We start from the raw sequence: 21,097 nt of genomic DNA on the forward strand, positions 1-21,097 counted from the left end.
GTTTTTGCATGCTATATTATAACTTTTCGTTATGGTGTACAAGGTTGGAATGAAAGATTTGGACCAGTTAGTGTAATTGTTGCAGTGAAAGTATCAGTAGGATCTGCTGCATTAACAGCTAAAACTACGAGATTAACTGTCCCATTTGCATTTGGTGTAAATGTGAATGTAAAGTTTGTAAGCTCTCCACCGAAATTATCTTGAGCAGTTACAGTTACAACTCTAGTTGGACCTTCACCTGCGCAAGTCATTGAAGTGATTTCCCCTTGGTTAAGATTGATATTAGGAGTAGCGCCAGGGAAGACAATATTGATGTGGTTACCTTGTGGTGAACATTGATTTTCAGGGCCACAAAGTTGGATTGATAAGCTGTTTAAAGGTCTTCCGTTAAATTCACCTTGTTGCGCTTGAATAAATTGGCAGCAAACGAAAGTATCCGGAACACATGGTCCTTCCATCGGTATACCACAAACTATACCTGTTGGAACTGCTTCTGGAGTTACAGAGAATGTTAAAGGAATTTCGACGCAGATGTTCTGACTTACAGTGAAAGTACAAAAACGTTGAGGTGTACCGACACATGGTTGATTGATTCTTGCTGGGCCACGACAAAATGAACGAATAGGTAGTATTTGAACATCTGGTCTAATTGTAACTGTAGCCTGCACACAAACTTCCTCATGAACCGTTACTGGACATGGAGTTAATGGATCTTGTTGCACTTGTTGCACTTGATTTGTATTCTGTGTGGAAACTGGATTAGAATCTCCACAGCCGCATGGATTTGCCAATAATAACACTCCTTTTTTATTTTTCTATATATATCTATTCAACTTACAATTTTAGATTTAGTTGAATTAACTAGATAAACAAATTATTTTATAGATTATTGTAGTAGATTCATTTGCCTATCAAGTATAAACACCCATTAAATATTAGGTTGATGCCAAGCAATAATGAAAAATAATAAAAGTCGATCCCCTATAAATAGGGATCGACTTTTTTATGTCATTGCTTGCGAGCAATGATAACTATTATAAAAAAGGACTATGCCTTAACTTCTAACTTTTCTTGTAATTTTTCCTGGTTTTCTTGTAGAACTTTTACTTCTTTTTCTAACGAATCAAGTTTCATCAGTATTGGTTTAAGTGCTTCTTCTAACATTACTTGTAAACGTGTAGCTTTTCATTTTGATCCATCATTTGAATTCACTCCAATTCTAAAGATGCATTCGTTTTACATCTTTTATTCTACTCCTCGAATAGTATTAATTCATTAATTTATTTGTAATGTAGAAATTTTGTCAAACTTAAACAAACAAAAAGAGATTGCAAGGTTGCCCTTTACAATCCCTTAAATAGTAACTAATCTTTTTTGCATAAATTGCTCAAATGCTTCAATTTTTAGCGGTCGACTATAGTAATATCCTTGGCCAAATCTACAACCTTCAATAGAAAGTTCTGTTGCTTGGTCTTGTAATTCGATTCCTTCAGCGATTACCTTCAATCCAATTGAATTTGCAATATGAATAATTGCACGAACAATGGCTCTACTTTCTTCATTGACATGGATGTCACGCACAAAAGATGCATCAATTTTTAACGTATCAATTGGGAGATGTTTAATATAGCTTAAAGAGCTATAACCCGTACCAAAATCATCAACAGATACTTGAACACCAATTGCACGGATCTCTTGTAAAATAGAAATAGTATTTTGTATGTCTGCAAAAACACTTTCTGTTAACTCAATTTCTAAAAATTCAGGAGCAAGTTTTGTCTCCTCAAGTATTTGAGTTAATTTTTTAGCAAATTCCGGGTCCTCTAATTGTCGAACGGAAACGTTGATAGAGATAACTAAATTGTCTAGACCCTTGTCTTGCCATTCTTTCGCTTGGCGACAACCTTCATACAAAATCCATTCTCCTAATGGAATGATTAAACCTGTTTCTTCCGCTAAAGAAATGAATTTTCCGGGTGGTATCGTTCCTAAATCAGGGTGATTCCAGCGAACCAATGCTTCCATACCAATAATCTGATCACTTTTTAAATTAATTTTAGGTTGATATTCTAAATAAAATTGTTTTTCTTTCAACGCAATACGAAAAGCACTTTCTAACAGTCTTCGTTCAATCGACTGATACTCAATTGTTTTATTGAAAAACAGATAATCGTTTTTAGTTCCTGTTTTTACTAAAGTTAATGCATTTGCTGCATTTTTAATAAGTTCTTCTGCTGATTGACCGTGTTCAGGATAATTTGCAACGCCAATACTACATGTAACAACTTGTTCTTCACCATCTACACTAAAGCCCGCACGGAAATTTGTCATTATACGATTGATAATTTCGCTGGTTTCTTCATTATTTTTCACGTTTTTCAACATGACAATAAATTCGTCGCCACCCATTCTTGCAGCTACATCTGTTGGACGTATCGTGTTACGAATCGTATCTGCTGCTTTCTTTAAGATACTATCACCAATATCGTGACCAAGTTGATCATTAATATTTTTAAAATTATCTAAGTCAATAAACAAAATAGACATGTTATATTTCGAATTATTACGATCTAGCAAAACATTACGTAACTGATTCATAAAAGATCTCCTATTTGGAAAATCAGTTAAACTATCATGATAGGCTAGATGATGTATTTTCTTTTCAATCGCTTTTTTTGTACTAATATCGCGCATAACAACTAATATTAACTCTTTTGTAGAACCATATTGACTTTTTTCTATTTTACTAATTACAACTTCAACCTCAATATAGTCGCCCTGTTTAGTAAGAAGGCGACATTCACAATCAATAGTTTTCTTTTTAGCTATGAATGACTCTAAATCACGTTTAAAAGACTTTATATCATTTGGATGTATCAATTCAAATAGATTCGATTTCTCTAATTTCGAAAGATTAAATTGTAATATTTTTTCAAAGGATGGTGAAACATAATCTAAGTTACCATCCACATCGATTAAAGATATAAGGTTTACTGAATTCTCCGCTATGAGTCGATATTTCTCATTACTTTTAATGACTTCTTCTTTTAATAATTTTTCCTTTGTAATATCTGTACGAATGGATATATATTGGTACGGTATACCATTTTCATTTAAAAAAGGGACGATGGTTGCATGCACCCAATAATACGAACCATCTTTTCGTTTATTTTTTATTTCACCTGTCCATATATGTCCTTGTCCAATGGTTTTCCACATTTCTTTAAAAAACTCTTTTGGATGATAACCTGAGTTAATAATATTGTGCCTTTTTCCTATTAGTTCTTCCCTACTAAATTGGGATAGCTCGCAAAATAAATCATTTACATATGTAATAATCCCTTGTCTGTCAGTCACCCCAACAATGGCTGATTTATCTAATGCGTATTCTTTATCAAGTAGTACTTTGAGTTGTTCATTGATTTCTTCTATATTGTTTAAAGGAATTGGATGTTTCGTAAGCATAACAATAGTCTCCTCGGTAAAGAGATACTTTTTTAAAACAAATATATTAAATCTTTGTTTTCTTCGTGCTTCTATTTTAACAAAAACTTTACAATCGAAACGGGGATAGTTTTAAAATTGCTAAAATTTTTATGGAAGATGTCAAAAATATGTAACAAATGTTTGTCGCTTGATAGTCTGTTCCTATGTAATTTTAATGAATTGTAAATAAATTATAAATTATGGGTATTTTTCCCTAAAATGTTCTACAAATAGAAAAAGAATAAAACCTCCAGATTTACGCACATTAAAAGTCTAGGAGGTGATTTAACCATGGGTAACAAAAACAATAAGAGAACATTGAATGTGCGAACTCATAATCCTTTCGAGACATATAAACACTTGCATACGAACACAACAAGTCACACAGATAATCCAGAAGATAATACAGCAGAGTTTTCAGAGGAATTTGACTCAAAATTAAAAAACAAAAATAATGCGACAAACCACGATAAAAACTCGAAGTCAAATAAAAAACATAGTAAATAAATAAAGAGCCCCTGGGATACACTAGGGGCTCGAAAAAGTTTGTTATTAAACAATATGATTAAAGGTTATTCAATAACCATTCGTGCAATATGTTTGTTAGTTCTGTTCTTTTATCTAAGTAATTATGATCTGTATCAAAAATAGCAGTTTCAAATTTAGCTCCAGTACCTTCAAGAATCTGTACGAATGGATCATGGAAATACTCTTTTGGTAATTCTTCATCACTAGTAGCAGCTGTTATAAGGAGTTTTCGATTTGCCAAATCACCTGCGAACAAAAATGTATTCCACTCATCTTCATGATCACGGACTTCCTGAATCAGCTTTTCTCCAGAACTATTTTTTAGGAAAAATGTAGCATCTTCTAACATCTGAACGATTTGATTCTCCAATTGAGGATTTTGTTCAATCATTTTTATAAATAACGAAAAGTTAGCACCTGATAATGAAGCAACTACTCGAATCGTTGGATCCACAGATGCTGTTTTTAATGCCAAAAATCCTCCAAAACTATGGCCAACTAATCCAATTCTTTCTATATCTATTCGATGTTCTTTTGCCACATCAGCTTGTCTAATATATTTTAATGTTATTTGAACATCTTCAATTGCATTTGCGAAGGAATAGTTTCCCGAACTCCCCCACGAGCCGCGGTAATTGATTACTAGGACATTCCATCCTTTATCCTGAAGACTAGCAGCAATATCAAGATTTAGTACTACACCAGGAAATCCATGAAGTAAAACGATTGTTGGTTTTGCTTCTTCCCCATCTGCAATATATAGTCTTCCCACTATATAATCATTCCCACTTGGAATTTTTAATAACGAAAGCTTTCTGGCACCCGGTTGCTGTACACGAAACATCATAATCCCTCATTTCCGATTAGATTACTTTGAATTAATTATATAAGTAAACAACTGGGATTTGCAACAACTAAAAATGTTTACTAGTCCTCTAATATATCCTTTAAGAACTTCTCTCTATGTTGGAGAAAATATTTTGTGATTTGATAATGATCTGTCATTTCATAATCGATTTCATGAATATCACCATCATCAAAAGAATATATCGTTGCACCTGGATAACCTAAAATAATCGGTGAGTGAGTCGTAATTATAAATTGGACATTTACTTGTGAAACTAAGTCATGGATGATTTTCAAAAATGCGAGCTGTCTTTGAGGTGAAAGTGCCGCTTCTGGTTCATCCAATAGGTAAATTGATTTTCCATTAAAACGATTAGTGAACAAAGATAAGAAGGATTCACCATGAGATTGCTCATGTAAAGACCTTCCACCATATGAGTCATAAATTTTTGTCGATCTTTCTTCTTCTGCAATTTCATCAATATGGGAGGCAAATTGATAAAATGATTCTGCTCTTAAAAAGAACCCATTTGATACTTTTGGTAGCCAAGAAAGTCTAATGTAATCAGAAAGAGCAGATTCTGATGCATGTACACTGTAAACATTATTCCTTCCCCCACCTGCACTGTTGAAGCCGCATTTATCGGCAATAGCTTCTAGAAGTGTGGACTTTCCTGTTCCATTTTCACCAACAAAAAATGTTACGGGATTATAGAGATCTAGTTGATGTAAGTTACGAATGGCGGGAATTGAAAAAGGATAGTTTCTAAATGATTGGATGTCATCACGAAGTAGTTCAACTCTTTTTAAAAACATGGAATCACCATCTTTTCTATTTTCTAGCGCTTCTAAGTGAGAAGTTCCTTGTACATAAACAAAAGTAGATATTCTCATATTAACAAAAGAGAGGTGATGACGATATGACAGAAAGAAATGATTTTAATATGTATTCAAAATTCGACGACAAAGTTCCTTTAAGAAAAAAAGGTGAAAGAGCATTTCGTCAAAGGAAAGAAGAATTTGGCTCTGAAGAAAACTTTCAAAAGGATATTTCGAGGAACAAAGAGTCATTTCGCGACTGGGTAGAGAAAATGACTAAGGAACTTGAAAAGTAAAATAGAAATTTAAGAAAGATTCCCAAAAGAAAGTGACACTTCCTAGTGGGAATCTTTTTTACATTATTTTGTTCCGCTTGAGCCGAAGCCGCCCTCACCTCTAGCTGTTTTGGTTAATTCATCAACTTCTACTAAATGCACTTGTGGAACAGTTTGAATAACCATTTGAGCAATTCGCATCGCCTTTTCAACAAGAAATTCGGATTTACCGTGATTAATTAGAATTACAGCTATTTCACCACGATACCCTTCATCAATTGTTCCAGGACTATTTAGAACAGTAATACTGTGTTTTAAAGCAAGTCCACTTCGAGGACGTACTTGGGCTTCCGTACCTTTTGGTAATTCTAATTGAATACCGGTTTTTATGAGCCTAGCTTCACCTGGTGGAATCTCCACATCTTCTATGGAATAAAGATCCATCCCAGCATCCCCTGGGTTTGCTTGAAGCGGTATTTTTGCATCTTCGTGGATTCGTTTAATTTTTACTTCGTAGTTCATTATTGTCATCCTTATCGATTAAAATGGAAGGTTTCATCTGTTATTGGAGCTACTTTAGCTTTTGCGTACGATGATCCTTTTTGACTGAAAAAATCATAAGTTGACCCTTCATTACGAATCCCGTTCATAACGATTGGGTTTACTTCTTCTTCAGGGAACATGGCATCAAACCCCACATTCATTAATGCCTTATTCGCATTATAACGTATATAAGCTATTACATCAGTGGATAAACCTGTTTTTGCATATACGTCATTAGTATAGTTTAATTCATTTTGATATAAATCAAGTAATACCTCATAGCTCCAAACTTTTAACTCATCTTGCTTTTCTAGTGAGAATTGCTTGAATAGGTTTTGAGCGAAAAATCCTACTGCTACTCCGTGAATTGATTCGTCTCTCAAAATCAAGCTAATAACTTCCGCGCTGTTTCGTAATATGCCTTGTCCACCTAAGTAAAGTGGGTAGAAGAATCCTGAGTAAAATAAGAAAGATTCCAGCATTACTGATGCATACATCGCTTTCCATAAGCTTTCAGCATTTCCAACTTCAATATTGTTATAAATTTCGCTAATTTTATTTGCTTTATATTGTAAGAACTCATTGTTCTTTACCCATTCAAACAGTTCGTCAATTTCAGAGTTTGTACAAAGGGTTGTGAAAATATAAGAATACGATTTTGCATGAATAGCTTCAAAGGATCCAAATACAGTTAAAACAGCTTTTTCCTGCATATCGGATACATGGGCTACAATTTGGTTCATCCCGATATTTGTTTGAACTGTATCTAGTAAGGTTAGCCCAGCTAAAACTTTTTTGTACGTTTCTTGATGATCAAAGTCTTGCCATTGTTTTATGTCTTTGGAAACAGCGATTTCTTCAGGAAACCAGATTTGTTTCCATTGTTGGTCCCAAAATACTTGAGCAAGTTCACTCGTCGGTTTATTCCAATTAACAGCTTCATAGGTTAAATTTGACATGCTACACACTCCTCCAAGGTTTGTAATCGTTGACGAACATAGTAAACGGACTTAATGCCGCGCATCCAAGCATAAATATAAATTTTTGCGAGTTGCTCTGTTGTCCACTGATCCGTTACATAAAGCGTCATTGATATTCCTTGATCTACATGCTTTTGTGCAGCCGCATACAAATCAATCATGTCATAGGGATTCACATCGTATGCCTCAACATAGAGATGCGCATTATCATTTGATAAGTGTGGCATTGGATATATTGTACGGCTATCCGCATAATCACGGATCTCCACGCGTTCAGTGCACGGTGCGATGGATGCTGTACATGATCTTATATAACTTATTGAGCCAGTTGGAGCGGTCGCAAGCCGATAGCTGTTAAACACTCCGTACCGCATAACATCTTTTTTTAGCGCCTGCCACATATGTTTCGTGATAATTGGAATGTTTCCTAGTGCTTTTAGTACTGTCGGCGAGACTTCTTCATCTTCCCTATTCACATATTGATCAAAGTAAACACCTGAAGCATAATCGCTATCTTCGTATCGATAGAACGTTTCGCCGCGCTCTTTTGCTATCTCCATAGATGATTTAAGCGAGTAGTAGTTCATTGCTTCCATAAAGCAATCTATAAAATCGATTGAATCCTTGGAGCCATAAAGAATTCCTTGCGTGACAAGATGACCATGTAAGTTCATGGCACCTAGCCCAACAGAATGCATTAGCTGATTTGCTTTTGAGACTGATGGGACGTTTTTAATATTCGTCATTGTTGAAACATTCGTAAGAAGTCGCATCGACGTATCGACTAACTTTCCGAAATCTTGTACTTTACTTGCCGCATGAATATCAATTGACCCTAAATTACACGAAACGTCTAAGCCGTATTCATTCGGTTGATCTTGGTCAGTAATGTTGCTCGTTTCCTGTACTTGCAATATTTCTGTGCATAGATTTGACATCTTTACTCGTCCAATATTTTTCAGAGGATGTACTTCATTCACATTGTCATCAAAGATTTCAAATGGATAGCCTGATTCAAATTGTGCTTTTTTTACTTCTGTATAAAGCTTCCGCGCATTAAGGCTCTTAATCTGACGAATATTTGAATTGCGTAAAAGCTCTTGGTACATTTCAGTCATTGAAATTTCAGACATACGTTTTCCGTATTCGTTATAAATATCGTATGGACTGAATAACACAATATCTTCATCTCTTTTCATTAGCTCGAAGAAGATGCTTGGAATAATAATGCCTGTCGAAAGTGTTGCAAGTCTTATTTTATCGTCGGCGTTTGGTTTTTTTGCGGAAATAAAGTTCTCGATATCCGCGTGGAAGATGTTCAAGTATGCTACACCTGAGCCATTACGCTGCCCAAGTTGATTTGAATATGAGAAAGAGTTCTCTAGTAATTTAGCAACAGGAATAACACCACTCGCACGATTTAATATTCCTTTAATTGGATCACCTAATGGTCGCAAATCTGTTAGGTTAACACCTACTCCTCCGCCAAGGCGGGATAGCTCTAGACAGTACCCAATATTCTCAGCAATGCTGTTCATTGAATCATCCATCGTTAGTTTGAAACAGCTCACTAATTCTCCGCGCGCATTCTTTCCGCTATTTAAGGCAGTAGGTGTGGCTGGCTGATACGCTTCCATCATGGCTTCCACTGCACGCTCGGCAAGTTCTTTATCCCCTTGCGCTAAGTACAATGCAATGATAACAATTCGATCTTCATATTTTTCTAGAATCTCTTGCCCATCTCGACTTTTCATTGCATAGCTATCATAGAATTTACTTGCACTCATGAAAGAAGGGAATCGGAAATTGTATCTGTTAGCCTTGTCGTACATTTTTTTTATGAATTCCATTTCATAGAGTTCGATAAATTCCTTTTCGTAATATCCTTCTTCTACTAGATTACGAATCTTTTCTTCTATAGTATTAAAATTTCTTAATTTTGGATTTACATATTCCAAAAAATAATGACTTGTCGCATCATGATCCTTGTCTAATTCTAATTCCCCAGTTAAGCTATAACGGTTTAAAACTTCATTATTTAATTTTAAGTAAGTTTTCATCCTTCACCCTCGTTTCGTAAAACTTTTGAATTGCATCGTAATCTGCTTGGAAGCCTCTTAATTCTAGTTTTCGCACTAATGGTACTTGATAGATTTTTGCAATTTTGTCACCTGCTCCACCAAACACATTATGGCCAAAGTTACTATTACCACTTACTACAACCCCTTTGCAAAGGTGACCATTAAACTCCAAAAACTCCGAAACTTTGGCAGGTACATCTCCCAAACGGTCTGTATATGTTATTAATAGGTATGGCTTGTCCATAATTAAATTGTCTGTAATTTCAATGGATTCAACTTCCAGTTTAGAAACAATGTATCTCACGTTTCCTGTTCGACTTGCAAAGACAATCATTGTGCTACCAATTCGATTTTAGAAATGATCTCCTTTACATCTCCTAGTAATTTTCCCTCGAATTCAAGAACTGGTACTGAAAGAAATCCATTGTTTAATACCTTTTGTTTTGCTTCTTCGTTGTGGTCGATATTGATCATTTCAACTTCTAGCCCTGCACGTTGCAATTCTGATTTTACCCACATACATTTTGGGCAGACTGTTTTTGTATAAAGTTTCATTTAGATTCCTTCTTTCTTTTGATAATAAAAGTACCAGCAGTCCCAAATTCCCATCATATCTGAAAGGATCGCTCTACTTTGTGTCAATATGGATTCCTTTTGTGACCAAATCGACCTACTTTGTGGCAGTATCGCCCCTTTGTGAAAGTATCGCTCTACTTTGTGACAATACGGATCCCTTTTGTGACTAAATCGACCTACTTTGTGGCAGTATCGCCCCTTATGAACGATATTTCGCACAGTTTTCTTCTATCAAATTCCTTCATTAAAAAGAGCACAAAAAAAAGGCTATCTCTTCGAAAAGAGATAGCCTGGAAACGTTCGCAATTGAAAAATGGATAAACTACGTCTACGTCTCCATTCCTCAATCCCCGAAGAAATGATGGATCGGTTTTATAAGGCAGGTCTCCTGGCTTTGCTTCATTCTCTGGTTCCCTTCCCATGTATTCACACAGTGGACATCGAACCTTCGTCAGCTTTACAGTTGCGGGGACAGCGTCGGATTCTCACCGAACTTCCCTTTTAAACTACATATAGTAGTACCTTTACAAAACTAATACAATATATTGTTTTTTAGTTACATTGGTTAGTGTACCATATACTAACAATAGAGTAAATCTATAATTCTAAATGGGGACTTTTGTTATAGTAAAAGACTCATATCTATTAAACCCTTATAAAGGGTACAAACCCTAACTAGCTTTTAAAATAGATTAAGGGTGGCCATTTCTGACCACCCTCATCTGAGAACAAACTTAATATTTAAATTGCTGAATTGTTTGCTTTAATCTTTCTGCCATGATTGACAGCTCATCTGCTGATGCAGCAATTTCCTCCATGGAAGCTAATTGTTCTTCTGTTGATGCGGAGATATTTTGAACACCAGCTAGATTAATTTGTGTTAATTGTTGTACTGCATCAATAGAATCTGCAACTAGGTTAGAGTGATGCTTCATTTCTCTAGCTGCGAAAGAAACCTCTTCCACCTCATTTGAGACTTCAATTACATTGTCTCGAATGCTTGAAAACTTCTGACCAGCTTCGTTCATAACAACTATCCCTTTAGCCACTTCTTCGTTACCCGCTGCCATTGTATTTACTGCTTGTTCAGTTTCAATTTGAATTTGTCCAATGATGCCCGCAATTTGAGTCGTTGCTTTTGCTGATTGTTCTGCAAGTTTACGGACTTCATCAGCAACAACAGCAAAGCCTTTCCCAGCTTCACCAGCTCTTGCTGCTTCAATCGCTGCATTTAGTGACAATAGATTCGTTTGGTCTGCAATCTGTTTAATAGTTTGTACAATATTTCCGATGTCTGTAGACCGTTTTCCTAAGTTTGTAACTGCTCCTTCAATTGACTTTACAGTTAAGTTAATCGAATGCATTTGTTCAACCGCTTTACGAATGGTTTGGTCACCAATTTGCACTTCTTCAAGTGCTTGCTTCGTTTTATTCGTAGCATTATCTGCTTTTTTAGCGATCATACTAATGTTATCTTGCATCTCTTGTGTTGCCTTTGTACTATTTCCCGCAGCATCTGACTGCTGTTCTGCACCACTTGCGAACTGTTGAATGGATTCTACAATTTGACCAGTAGCTTTTTGATTCTCAACTGTACTTGCAGTTAATTCTTCAGAAGATGCTGCTAGCGCATTGGACTGATCACTTACTTGTCGAATGACTGTTTGTAATGAGTCGACCATCTTATTGAAGATTTCTGCTAATTTACCAAATTCATCTTTACTAGAAATATCGATCTTCTCACGTAAATCGCCTTCACCAATTTTTGCAGCTGATTCGCCTAGTAATCTTAAAGGTCTTAGTATTGAACGAATGATTGGATATCCTATTAATACACCTACAATTATTGAAATTACAAGTACGAATAAGGTCACATCTAAAATACTGTTTGTTGATGAGGTTATATCATCTATTAGTAATGTCCCAACCACATACCAGCCAGTTAATTTATTTTGTTTATAGAAGATGTGTTTTTTCACACCGTCTTCTGTTACTAGAAAATCACCAAACTCTTTACCAGACATATTCGCACTATATTGTTCATGTGCTTTCGTTCCGTTTTCAATTGTTGAATCTGCTAAGTAAGTTTGATTGCCATCCATTAATGATGCATAGCCATTCTCCCCAACCTTAATGGATTTTGTTAAGCCAGTAATTGTTTCTAGGTTAATATCAATTGAAATAACACCTGATCCGTCATTTAATACAGATGACACAGACATCATCATATTTCTATTGGTAGATGAAATATATGGATCAATAATTACAGGGCTTCCTGGATTTTCTATTGCACCTTTATACCATGGACTTGAAAATGGATCGAAGTCATCCTCAAACTTAAAAGAGGGATTCCTCATTAATTCTCGACCTGTTTGTAAAACTGTTACTGACTCGACTCTTTCTTCAATACTATTATATTTATCTAGCTCTCTTAGAATCTCTCGCTCGCTCCAATTACCTGAGATAATCGTACTGTAGTATTTTGCTTGGTCGATTATTGGTCGTATTTCTCTAGTTATGAGAGTATCTAATTGTTCTACTTGTTGTAATGCACTACCTTTTAATTCTCCTTGAAACTCTTTACTTGCGTTTATGTATGAAATTGAACCAATCGTTACACTCGGTAATAGTAAAATTAAAATAAATGCAACTATAAGACGAACTTTTACTGATACCCTTCTTTTACTTTTTTGTTTTTTCATGTTGTCTTCCCCCGAATTTATGAAGCTATACTTTACAAATTGCGCAAAGTATACAAATAGTATATTCTTTAAGTTTCTTCCAATAAAACTATATTACTATAAACAAATGATAAAATAACACTATTCTCCAAAAAATTATATTAATGATCATTAGCATTTATATAGAACTTCCTCACTCTAAGGTTACATAACTCCACCAAGTATATGACTATATTCTAGATTTCTTTCTAATAAAATAGAGCATTTCTTCCTAGATTTAGAAAGAAACGCCCTTACTGAAATTATTCTTCACTATGATCTTCTGCTGCTTTTGCATCAGCTTTCGTTCTTTGGACAGTGCCGCGGGGATGATGTGGTGGTGCATAAATTGAATAGATTTTTAATGGTTTATCGCCTGTATTAATGATATTGTGCCATTTCCCAGCAGGTACTAAAATAGCGTAGTCGTCATACACATCTTCTTCAAAATCAAATTGCTTGTCGTTCCTACCCATTCGGACGATACCTTCGCCTTCTTCGACACGTAAAAATTGATCAGTATCTGGGTGCATCTCAACACCAATTTCTCCACCTACATCAATACTCATTAATGTAAGTTGTAAATGTTCTCCAGTCCATAGAGCGGTACGGAATGTGTCGTTACGTTTTGTAATTTCATTAATATCAACAACAAATGGTTCTGGCCCATAGTCTTTAATCTCATTTTTAAGTGGTGGAATGTCGGTGTTTGTTAAATTTTTCTCCTGCGCGGATCTGATTGCACTTAATCTTGTTGCGTGTTTGATTTCATCTGAAAAAGCACGTAAAAATATATCACGAATTACCTGATTTTTGGAGTTTAAGTATTGGTTACGATAGGTTTCATAGTCCTTTAATTCATCATCAAACGCTTCTTTTAACCCTTCTTCAAAACTAGCAATTGCAATTCTCTCTACCTCATACTGTGGATGTCTATTTGTTAACGTATAATACAAATTAACAAAATTTTGTAAATGCGTCCTTTCATCCTCAGCAATTTTCAAAATATGATCCTGATCCTCTATATTTGGAGCTAATTCAGCTAACCTGATATAGAAATCAACTCCTGCCGCTTCACCTTTCATTGCATTCAACAGCGTTTGAAGAAGTCCATCATCATTGTACATTGGGGTATATTGGTTTTGGCTCCCATTAAAATACGGATACTTATTGTTCAGCGAACTCATCCTTTCGTAAAACATTCAAATTAGCATATGCCTATATTTCGAAAAAAGTTATCTGAAAACAGAAAAAGCTAAGCTCTTTTTTCAAGAACTTAGCTTATTTTCATCTTCAATTACTCTTGCTCACCAACAACAGTAAATCTTTCATTGATATGATTTGCCTGTTCAATCTCATCTACAACAGCAATTGCAAAGTCAGCATAACTAATATAGCTATCACCTTGCGAGTTAACTAATAGATGATCTTTTCCAGCAGTGTAAGATCCTGTACGTTTTCCTTCTGCATCGAAAAAGGCTGAAGGACTGATGAATGTCCATTTCAGGTCAGCTGTTTGTTGTAATTCTTCTAAGTTGCGACCTTGTCCTTTTGCTGTTGGCTTTACAAAATCAGGGAACTCCGGTGTATCAATTAATTTTACTGTTTTCGCTTCGTCTACATAAAGGCTGCCAGCTCCACCAACTACAATAATTCTAGTTTCAGTACCTTTTGCTGCCTCGATTAGCGCATGTCCTGCATCAACATGCGCCTGTTCTTCACCAAGTGGAGCACCAAATGCATTGACCACAACGTCAAATTGTTTTACATGTTCAGTTGTCAGGTCAAAAATACTTTTCTCAATAACTGGAACACTTTTGTCAGTTAACTTAGTTGCATCGCGAACAATTGCAGTTACTTCGTGCCCACGTTGTTTCGCTTCTTTTAATACAAGACTTCCCACTTTACCAGTTGCTGCAATAATACCAACTTTCATAATTCCATCCTCCAATATTAAATGTAATCGCTATAGTTACCTGTAACCATAATAGTTACATTAAATCACAATGTCAAATAACTTATACTGAATTTATAATAATTAGGTATAATAAGTTGTAATCGATCTAATTACATGCAATTAAGTTCTATACAAAGGATGGTGATCAATATGTCAATCAGTAGTCGTTTTTCTGTTGGAATTCATATTTTAGCATTACTTGAGTTGAATAAAGATGGTGTTAATACATCTGAATTTTTAGCAAGTAGTGTTAATACGAACCCAGCTGTTATAAGAAAGATTATGGGTATGTTAAAAAAAGCCGAGTTAGTCGAGATTCACGCTGGAATTGCAGGTGCAAAACTTGCAAAAAGCTTATCAATTATTACATTACTTGATGTCTATCGAGCTGTTGATGTAGTAAGTGAAAACGAATTATTCAGTGTTCATGAAAATCCTAATCCAGATTGTAGTGTAGGAAGGAATATTCAAGAATCCATTATCCCTATTTTTTCAAATGCACAAATTGCTTTGGAAAACACATTATCTAAAGTTACAATCGAAGATGTAGTAAAGGATATTGTTCAAAAAGAACAAGCAAATTCTACGAAATAAATGCGAAAGAAGGTTTCCCCTCTCTCGCATTTTTTAAGTTCCACAGAATGTTCTGTATGGAATAGTGGATGGTTTCGGTAAGGAACAATATTCTTCTTGAATTGAATCATAATTGTACGGATCGGCTAGTGCATTTAACAGATTTTCCATCACACTGAGATCTCCATTTTCTACAGCAGCCTCTAACGCTTCTTCAACTCGGTGATTACGTGGTATGACTGCAGGGTTACTTACTCTCATTAAATCTCGACATTCATCTCTAGATTGTTCTTGTCGATCAAGTCGAGCTTGCCATTTTTCATACCACACTTGGAACTGTTTTGTGGTAAATAACAATAAATTTTCAAGTTTATTCATTGTTAAGCTGCTGAATGTGTTTGTGTAATCCGCCTTGTGTTGGTACATAAGCTCTAGAAGTTCATTAATAAGATGAATGTCTGCCGTTTCTTCATTAAACAACCCTAGTTTTGCGCGCATACCAGCTAGCCAATTTTCTTCGTATCGTTTTGGAAATTCCCCCAAGATATTTTGTGCAATTTCAATTGCTTTATCTTCATCTTGGTCGATCAAGGGTAGAAGTGATTCTGCGAAACGGGCTAAGTTCCACATACCAATCTTCGGTTGATTTTCATAGGCATAGCGCCCATGCCTATCAATTGAACTAAAAACTGTTTTCGTATCGTACGTGTCCATAAACGCACACGGTCCATAATCAATCGTTTCCCCACTTATTGTCATATTATCTGTATTCATCACACCGTGAATAAACCCTACAAGCATCCACTTTGAAATAAGATTCGCTTGTAGTTTTACAACTTCATGAAGAAAATTACCATAACGCATTTCATCATTTTCAATATCAGGGTAGTGTCTAACAATGGCATATTCAGCTAATGTTTGTAAATCTTCAATATCTAAAAAGCCAGCAGCATACTGGAATGTTCCTACACGTAAATGACTTGCCGCAACTCTTGTTAGAATTGCACCTGGTAGATCAGTTTCTCGGATTACAGGATCACCTGTAGTGACAACTGCTAAACTTCGAGTTGTTGGGATGCCTAACGCTTCCATTGCTTCACTTATAATATATTCACGTAACATTGGCCCAAGTGCTGCGCGTCCATCTCCACCTCTTGAGAAATGGGTTCTTCCTGCCCCTTTCAACTGAACATCAAAACGGTTTCCCTCTGGTGTTACTTGCTCCCCTAGTAACACTGCACGGCCGTCACCTAGCATCGCAAAATGACCAAATTGATGACCAGCATAAGCTTGCGCTAATGGTTCTGAACCATTAGGCAGCTTATTCCCTGCAAAAATCGCCGCCCCATCTTCACTATTCAAAAGTTTTGGATTTAGTCCAAGCGATTCTGCTAATGACTCGTTTAGAATAACTAATTTCGGAGAGCTCACAGGTTGTGGTGCATTCTTTTTATAAAAAGATTCCGGCAGACGGGCATAACTATTATCAAACTTCCATCCAGTATGTTGGGTCATTTCAATCCTCCTTTTTTACTTCTTCAATAATCCATTCACTAGCTGCATACAAATCTGGGAAAATGGCATCAGCAATTGGGTCACTATCACCAATATAAACCGTTTTAGTTCCGGCTTTTTTCCCCGCAATAATATCCGTATCAGTATCGCCCACCATAAATGATTTAGAAAGATCAACCTCATAACGATTGGCTAGATCTTCTATAAGCTTTGCATTCGGTTTTCGACATTCACAACCTGCTTTAGGCTTGTGTGGACAATATACTGCTTCATGAATGGTTGCACCTTCTTTCTCCAGTTCAGAGATCATATACTCATGTATTTTGTGAAGTTGCTGTTCTTTCATGTAACCTAACCCTACTCCACCTTGGTTTGTAACAACAAATATATAATCAAAAAATTCATTTAAGTTTCTAACTGCCTCGGCAACACGTGGCAAGAAATATAAATCTCGTGGCTTATTCACAAATTTTACTCTATTAGTTAGTACCTCATTAATGACCCCATCTCGATCTAAAAAAACTGCAGTCTTCATAATTTTTACTCTCCTTAGTTTGCAAGTACTAAAGTAGAAAAATGCATTCATATTATGTTTCCAATCAACATCTATTCGTATTCATACAATAACAGATACTAATTGAAACTCGAATAAAAGGGCTCAATAAAAACAAAAAAGTTGGCTGCTACATTAGTAGAACCAACTTTTCGTTATTTCAATAGTTCACCTTATTCGTCTTCTAAAATCTCATCAAAAGCTTTTGATACTTTATCGAATTCATCGTCGCTCTCGATCGCTTCAAAGTCACCTTCGCTATCAACTCTTAAGAAGAAAACGTCAATATCTTCATCAGTTTCTTCTGCTAAATCTTCTACAAATCCTACTGCTACATATTGTGTTCCCTCAATGTTAATAGCTGCTAGGACTTCAACTTCTTGTTCTTCATCATCTTCTTCACCAATCGTGAATATTTCTCCAACTTTAATTTCTTCCATGAATAAGTCCCTCTCTTTTTTCGAAGTTACCTTTATTTTGTTTCTTTTTCTGTATTTAATCAAGCAAACATATATATTATTTCATTATTGTGGGTTTGTGATTGATCCCATGAAAAGAATTGTTCCGGATGTTTCATCTACTATAGCGATAAAGAATGGTCGGTTCACTTCCATATAAAACGGTTTGTCAATTGGTTCTATTGCAGTTTCCCCCATTTCTACTTTAGTGACCGCTGCAGCTTCTGTTCCTTCTTCATTGACGTCTATAAATGTTTTTTGTTTTACACTAGTAATAACAAGATTGGAGTTACCTTCAATCATTTTTGAGAAGTTTGCATTTTTAAATGCAGAAGGCATACCAAGTGCTTCAAGCGTTTCAATTAACCCAACTTCATACTCTAGAGAGAATTTTGGTAATAAAATAGTACCCTCTAATTTATAAAAACTATCTATCCAATTTTCCCATTGTTCTGTAGATAGCATTTCTTCAAACTCTTTTAAACCCACATTCTCATGTGGTAAAAATACTTTCATTGACATATTTTCTTTCCCATATGGAAGTGAAACTGCTTGGAATACGTTGTTTTTAGTATATAACAATTCTTCTTTGAGCTTCATTAATGGGATTTTAATTGTAGAGCCGTTAGTTAATGTAAAATCTTTATCTTCAGTTAGTGAAGCTTTAAATGGATAAGTCCAGTTCCCTTTAAAATAGATAGCATTTAACAACATCGCCACTAATCCTGGATCTGGTGTATCATCTACAATTTTGTCGATAGTACCATTCGTTTTACGATTTACCCAATCATTAATCATTTTTGGTGATTGTGGATTTTGAACGTCAATCGTCTTAATTTCAGCATTAAAATAATCTTTATTAGTTGTTGCAAATTCCTCTTGGAAGCTATATTTATCATTTAACCAAATAGAATTGGCTATATTTAGTTGGATTTGCTCTGTACTTTGGGCAAACAATGTCATCAGGGAAGCATTCGCTCTGTTCAGTTCATCTGGGTCAAGTCCATTAGCATAAAGTACCTTTTCCATTTCTTCTTTCGTTACCCCATCAGCACCATTGTAGACCATTGAAAGTGCCATATATAAACTTGTTGGTGAAATGAAGATATTTCCATTGTCATCTCTAGGTGCTTTTACTAATAAATCAAATCCTAACTCATTATTTGAAGATACAATTTTTTGATAATCATCTTCGCCAAATTCCACATGATCTGCAATTTTTAAGGTTTGAGTTGTTGTAGTTGTAAAACTAGAATCCGATCCACATCCTACTAGAACTATACTTAGTGATACTAACAAGATAAAAACTCGTTTCATCACAACACCACCTCAAGATTAATACAGAATACAAATACGAAGAACAAAGTCTATTGCGGGTTAGTAATAGATCCCATGAAAAGAATAGATCCTGATGTCTCATCCACTATTGCGATAAAAAACGGTCGGTTCACTTCCATAAAGAACGGATTATCACTTGGTTGCATGGAAGTAGCATTCATTTCGACAGAAGTAACTGCAGCTGCCTCTGTCCCTTCTTCATTGACATCAATGTACGTTTTTTGTTTTACACTTGATATAGAAATACCCACATCTTCTTCAACCATTTTTGAAAAATTAGAATTGTTAAATGCAGAAGACATTCCTAATGCTTTAAGTGTTTCTTTTAATTCTACTTCGTATTCTAAAGTGAATTTAGGAAATAGAACGGTACCCTCCAATTTATAAAAACTATCTTGCCAATCCTGCCATTGATCTACCGTAAGCATTTCTTCGAATTCCTTTAGACTAACATTTTCATTTGGTAAAAATACTTTCATTGACATACTAGCATCACCATATGGAAGTGATACAGCTTGGAAGATGTTATTTCTTGTATAGAATAAATTCTCATGCAGTTCCATTAGAGGAACTTGAATGGTAGATCCGTTCTCTAATGTAAATGTTTTTTCTTCGGTAGATGATTTCCCAAAAGGATAAGTCCAACTGCCATTAAAATAGATGGCATTAATGAGTATTGTTATTAATTCTGGGTTTAACTCATCTGCAACAATTTTATCTATTTTTCCATTCGTTTTACTCTTTACCCAATCGTTAATCGTCTTTGGAGACTGTGGATTGTGTATGTCAATTTCCTTAATTTCTGCGTTAAAGTAATCTTTGTTTGTTGTAGAAAACTGTTCTTGAAAATGATATTTATTATTTAACCAAATGGAATTAGCAATGTTTAATTGTATTTTTTCTGATTTTTGGTCTAGTAATGTCATGAACGAAGCGTTGGCTTTATTCAAATCATTTGGTGTAAGTCCTTTTGCATAAAGAACCTTTTCCATTTCCTCTTTCGTTATGCCATCAGCACCGTTATAAACCATGGAGAGTGCCATAAATAAACTAGTTGGAGAAATAAAAATATTCCCTTTATCATCTCTAGTAGCTGTAGAAAGTAAATCGAATCCTAGTGCGTTATTTGAGGACACTATATCTTGATAATCTTCTTCTCCAAATTCTACATGGCTTGCAACTTTTAAGCTATTTGTATTATTCGTTAGTGTTGGAAGAGTACCACATCCCGTTAAAACAAGACAAAGCGAAAACAGCCAAATAAAACTTTTTTTCATCACGACACCACCTTAGTAAATATGACTCATTAAATTCTTAAAAGTTACAACCTACCAAATCTAAAAAACGACTCAAAATATCAAATTAAATAATTGCAATTAACCATAACTCAGTATTTTCATACTACAAAGACCTCTAAAGTATTGCCTACTTTAGAAGCCTTTATAAAGAGAAATGACTTTTTATGTTACTTATTCTCAAATGTTGAATTTTGTAAAAATATGTTATGCATATATCAGCATATGTTAATCCTGATGAAAAAGCACTAAGTGACAAAATAACTTTAGACCTTTGACTTATTCTTCCTGAACAAACTTTACTTCATTAGAGCCACATTCTTTACAAGTAAACAAGTGCGGACAAATCTCGTCTCGGGCTGTATTAGGATACCCGTCTCCCATTTTGACTGTTTCTTCATCATTGTAATGACCATAAGGATCTAAAAAGTCCGATACTTTCCCCGAATCTTCCATTGAAATATTACAATTTGAACAGTACACTTTTAGTTCTTTCAAAGAATTGCATAAAGGACATACCGCCATATCAACTAACTCCATTTCTTATTTAATAT

The 21,097-nt window shown here is 35.1% G+C and carries 21 protein-coding genes and 1 riboswitch; of the genes, 3 read left to right on the forward strand and 18 right to left on the reverse strand.

The annotated features are described in order from the left end of the window. Positions 1 to 29: 29 nt before the first annotated feature. Both CD29_RS02585 and CD29_RS02590 read right to left on the reverse strand, forming a co-directional pair. A complete protein-coding gene (locus CD29_RS02585) occupies positions 30 to 791 on the reverse strand; it encodes a hypothetical protein (RefSeq protein ID WP_036182505.1) in 762 nt (253 codons plus the stop codon). Positions 792 to 1,353: 562 nt separating this feature from the next. Continuing rightward, the gene (locus CD29_RS02590) at positions 1,354 to 3,465 is read right to left on the reverse strand and encodes a sensor domain-containing protein (RefSeq protein ID WP_036182507.1); all 2,112 of its coding nucleotides are present in this window, start codon (positions 3,463 to 3,465) and stop codon (positions 1,354 to 1,356) included. 312 nt (positions 3,466 to 3,777) lie between these two features. Between CD29_RS02590 and CD29_RS02595 the strand changes: the two genes are divergently transcribed. Continuing rightward, the gene (locus tag CD29_RS02595; protein ID WP_036182509.1) at positions 3,778 to 3,993 is read left to right on the forward strand and encodes a hypothetical protein; all 216 of its coding nucleotides are present in this window, start codon (positions 3,778 to 3,780) and stop codon (positions 3,991 to 3,993) included. A gap of 58 nt (positions 3,994 to 4,051) precedes the next feature. On the opposite strand, the gene CD29_RS02600 is transcribed toward CD29_RS02595, so the two are convergent. Beyond that, a complete protein-coding gene (locus CD29_RS02600; RefSeq protein WP_036182511.1) occupies positions 4,052 to 4,858 on the reverse strand; it encodes an alpha/beta hydrolase family protein in 807 nt (268 codons plus the stop codon). Positions 4,859 to 4,941: 83 nt separating this feature from the next. Then, positions 4,942 to 5,676, reverse strand: a complete 735-nt coding sequence (locus CD29_RS02605; RefSeq protein ID WP_036182513.1) for an AAA family ATPase — start codon at positions 5,674 to 5,676, stop codon at positions 4,942 to 4,944. A gap of 104 nt (positions 5,677 to 5,780) precedes the next feature. Here CD29_RS02605 and CD29_RS02610 point away from each other — a divergent pair, with 104 nt between their 5' ends. Further along, positions 5,781 to 5,975: a hypothetical protein gene (locus tag CD29_RS02610; protein ID WP_036182515.1), complete on the forward strand. Its 195-nt coding sequence runs from the start codon at positions 5,781 to 5,783 to the stop codon at positions 5,973 to 5,975. Positions 5,976 to 6,038: 63 nt separating this feature from the next. On the opposite strand, the gene dut is transcribed toward CD29_RS02610, so the two are convergent. The 8 genes from dut to CD29_RS02650 form a co-directional block, all read right to left on the reverse strand. Next, on the reverse strand, positions 6,039 to 6,476 hold the full coding sequence (gene dut, locus CD29_RS02615) for a dUTP diphosphatase (protein ID WP_036182517.1): 438 nt from the start codon (positions 6,474 to 6,476) through the stop codon (positions 6,039 to 6,041). A gap of 11 nt (positions 6,477 to 6,487) precedes the next feature. Then, positions 6,488 to 7,456, reverse strand: a complete 969-nt coding sequence (gene nrdF, locus CD29_RS02620; RefSeq protein ID WP_036182519.1) for a class 1b ribonucleoside-diphosphate reductase subunit beta — start codon at positions 7,454 to 7,456, stop codon at positions 6,488 to 6,490. Next, positions 7,444 to 9,537, reverse strand: coding sequence for a class 1b ribonucleoside-diphosphate reductase subunit alpha (gene nrdE, locus CD29_RS02625; protein ID WP_036182521.1), 2,094 nt, complete (start codon positions 9,535 to 9,537; stop codon positions 7,444 to 7,446). Before nrdE ends, nrdF begins: the two co-directional genes overlap by 13 nt. Beyond that, positions 9,512 to 9,892: a class Ib ribonucleoside-diphosphate reductase assembly flavoprotein NrdI gene (nrdI, locus tag CD29_RS02630; RefSeq protein ID WP_036182523.1), complete on the reverse strand. Its 381-nt coding sequence runs from the start codon at positions 9,890 to 9,892 to the stop codon at positions 9,512 to 9,514. The genes nrdE and nrdI overlap by 26 nt, the downstream gene beginning before the upstream one ends. Continuing rightward, the gene (locus tag CD29_RS02635) at positions 9,889 to 10,113 is read right to left on the reverse strand and encodes a glutaredoxin family protein (protein WP_036182525.1); all 225 of its coding nucleotides are present in this window, start codon (positions 10,111 to 10,113) and stop codon (positions 9,889 to 9,891) included. The genes nrdI and CD29_RS02635 overlap by 4 nt, the downstream gene beginning before the upstream one ends. Positions 10,114 to 10,495: 382 nt before the next feature. After that, a riboswitch (cobalamin riboswitch) is annotated at positions 10,496 to 10,675 on the reverse strand. Between the two features lie 193 nt (positions 10,676 to 10,868). Then, on the reverse strand, positions 10,869 to 12,836 hold the full coding sequence (locus tag CD29_RS02640) for a methyl-accepting chemotaxis protein (protein WP_036182527.1): 1,968 nt from the start codon (positions 12,834 to 12,836) through the stop codon (positions 10,869 to 10,871). Between the two features lie 281 nt (positions 12,837 to 13,117). Beyond that, positions 13,118 to 13,981, reverse strand: a complete 864-nt coding sequence (locus CD29_RS02645; protein ID WP_052123963.1) for a cupin domain-containing protein — start codon at positions 13,979 to 13,981, stop codon at positions 13,118 to 13,120. A gap of 170 nt (positions 13,982 to 14,151) precedes the next feature. Then, the gene (locus CD29_RS02650; protein WP_036182531.1) at positions 14,152 to 14,790 is read right to left on the reverse strand and encodes an NAD(P)-dependent oxidoreductase; all 639 of its coding nucleotides are present in this window, start codon (positions 14,788 to 14,790) and stop codon (positions 14,152 to 14,154) included. Between the two features lie 171 nt (positions 14,791 to 14,961). On the opposite strand from CD29_RS02650, the gene CD29_RS02655 reads away from it, so the two are divergent. Further along, positions 14,962 to 15,405, forward strand: coding sequence for an Rrf2 family transcriptional regulator (locus CD29_RS02655; protein WP_036182533.1), 444 nt, complete (start codon positions 14,962 to 14,964; stop codon positions 15,403 to 15,405). Between the two features lie 33 nt (positions 15,406 to 15,438). Here CD29_RS02655 and CD29_RS02660 read toward each other — a convergent pair whose 3' ends face one another. The 6 genes from CD29_RS02660 to CD29_RS02685 all read right to left on the reverse strand — a co-directional run bounded on the left by CD29_RS02660 (position 15,439) and on the right by CD29_RS02685 (position 21,083). Then, the gene (locus tag CD29_RS02660) at positions 15,439 to 16,899 is read right to left on the reverse strand and encodes a protein adenylyltransferase SelO (RefSeq protein WP_036182535.1); all 1,461 of its coding nucleotides are present in this window, start codon (positions 16,897 to 16,899) and stop codon (positions 15,439 to 15,441) included. Between the two features lies 1 nt (position 16,900). Further along, positions 16,901 to 17,434, reverse strand: a complete 534-nt coding sequence (locus tag CD29_RS02665) for a D-glycero-alpha-D-manno-heptose-1,7-bisphosphate 7-phosphatase (protein ID WP_036182537.1) — start codon at positions 17,432 to 17,434, stop codon at positions 16,901 to 16,903. Positions 17,435 to 17,625: 191 nt separating this feature from the next. Next, a complete protein-coding gene (locus tag CD29_RS02670) occupies positions 17,626 to 17,892 on the reverse strand; it encodes a DUF1292 domain-containing protein (RefSeq protein ID WP_036182539.1) in 267 nt (88 codons plus the stop codon). 84 nt (positions 17,893 to 17,976) lie between these two features. Then, the gene (locus tag CD29_RS02675; protein WP_036182541.1) at positions 17,977 to 19,227 is read right to left on the reverse strand and encodes a serpin family protein; all 1,251 of its coding nucleotides are present in this window, start codon (positions 19,225 to 19,227) and stop codon (positions 17,977 to 17,979) included. Positions 19,228 to 19,277: 50 nt separating this feature from the next. Beyond that, complete coding sequence (locus CD29_RS02680; protein ID WP_052123964.1) at positions 19,278 to 20,525, reverse strand: serpin family protein; 1,248 nt, start codon at positions 20,523 to 20,525, stop codon at positions 19,278 to 19,280. Positions 20,526 to 20,822: 297 nt separating this feature from the next. Then, complete coding sequence (locus CD29_RS02685) at positions 20,823 to 21,083, reverse strand: hypothetical protein (protein ID WP_235801763.1); 261 nt, start codon at positions 21,081 to 21,083, stop codon at positions 20,823 to 20,825. Positions 21,084 to 21,097 lie beyond the last annotated feature (14 nt).

Source organism: Ureibacillus manganicus DSM 26584 (assembly GCF_000772945.1).
Classification (GTDB): Bacteria; Bacillota; Bacilli; order Bacillales_A; family Planococcaceae; genus Ureibacillus; species Ureibacillus manganicus.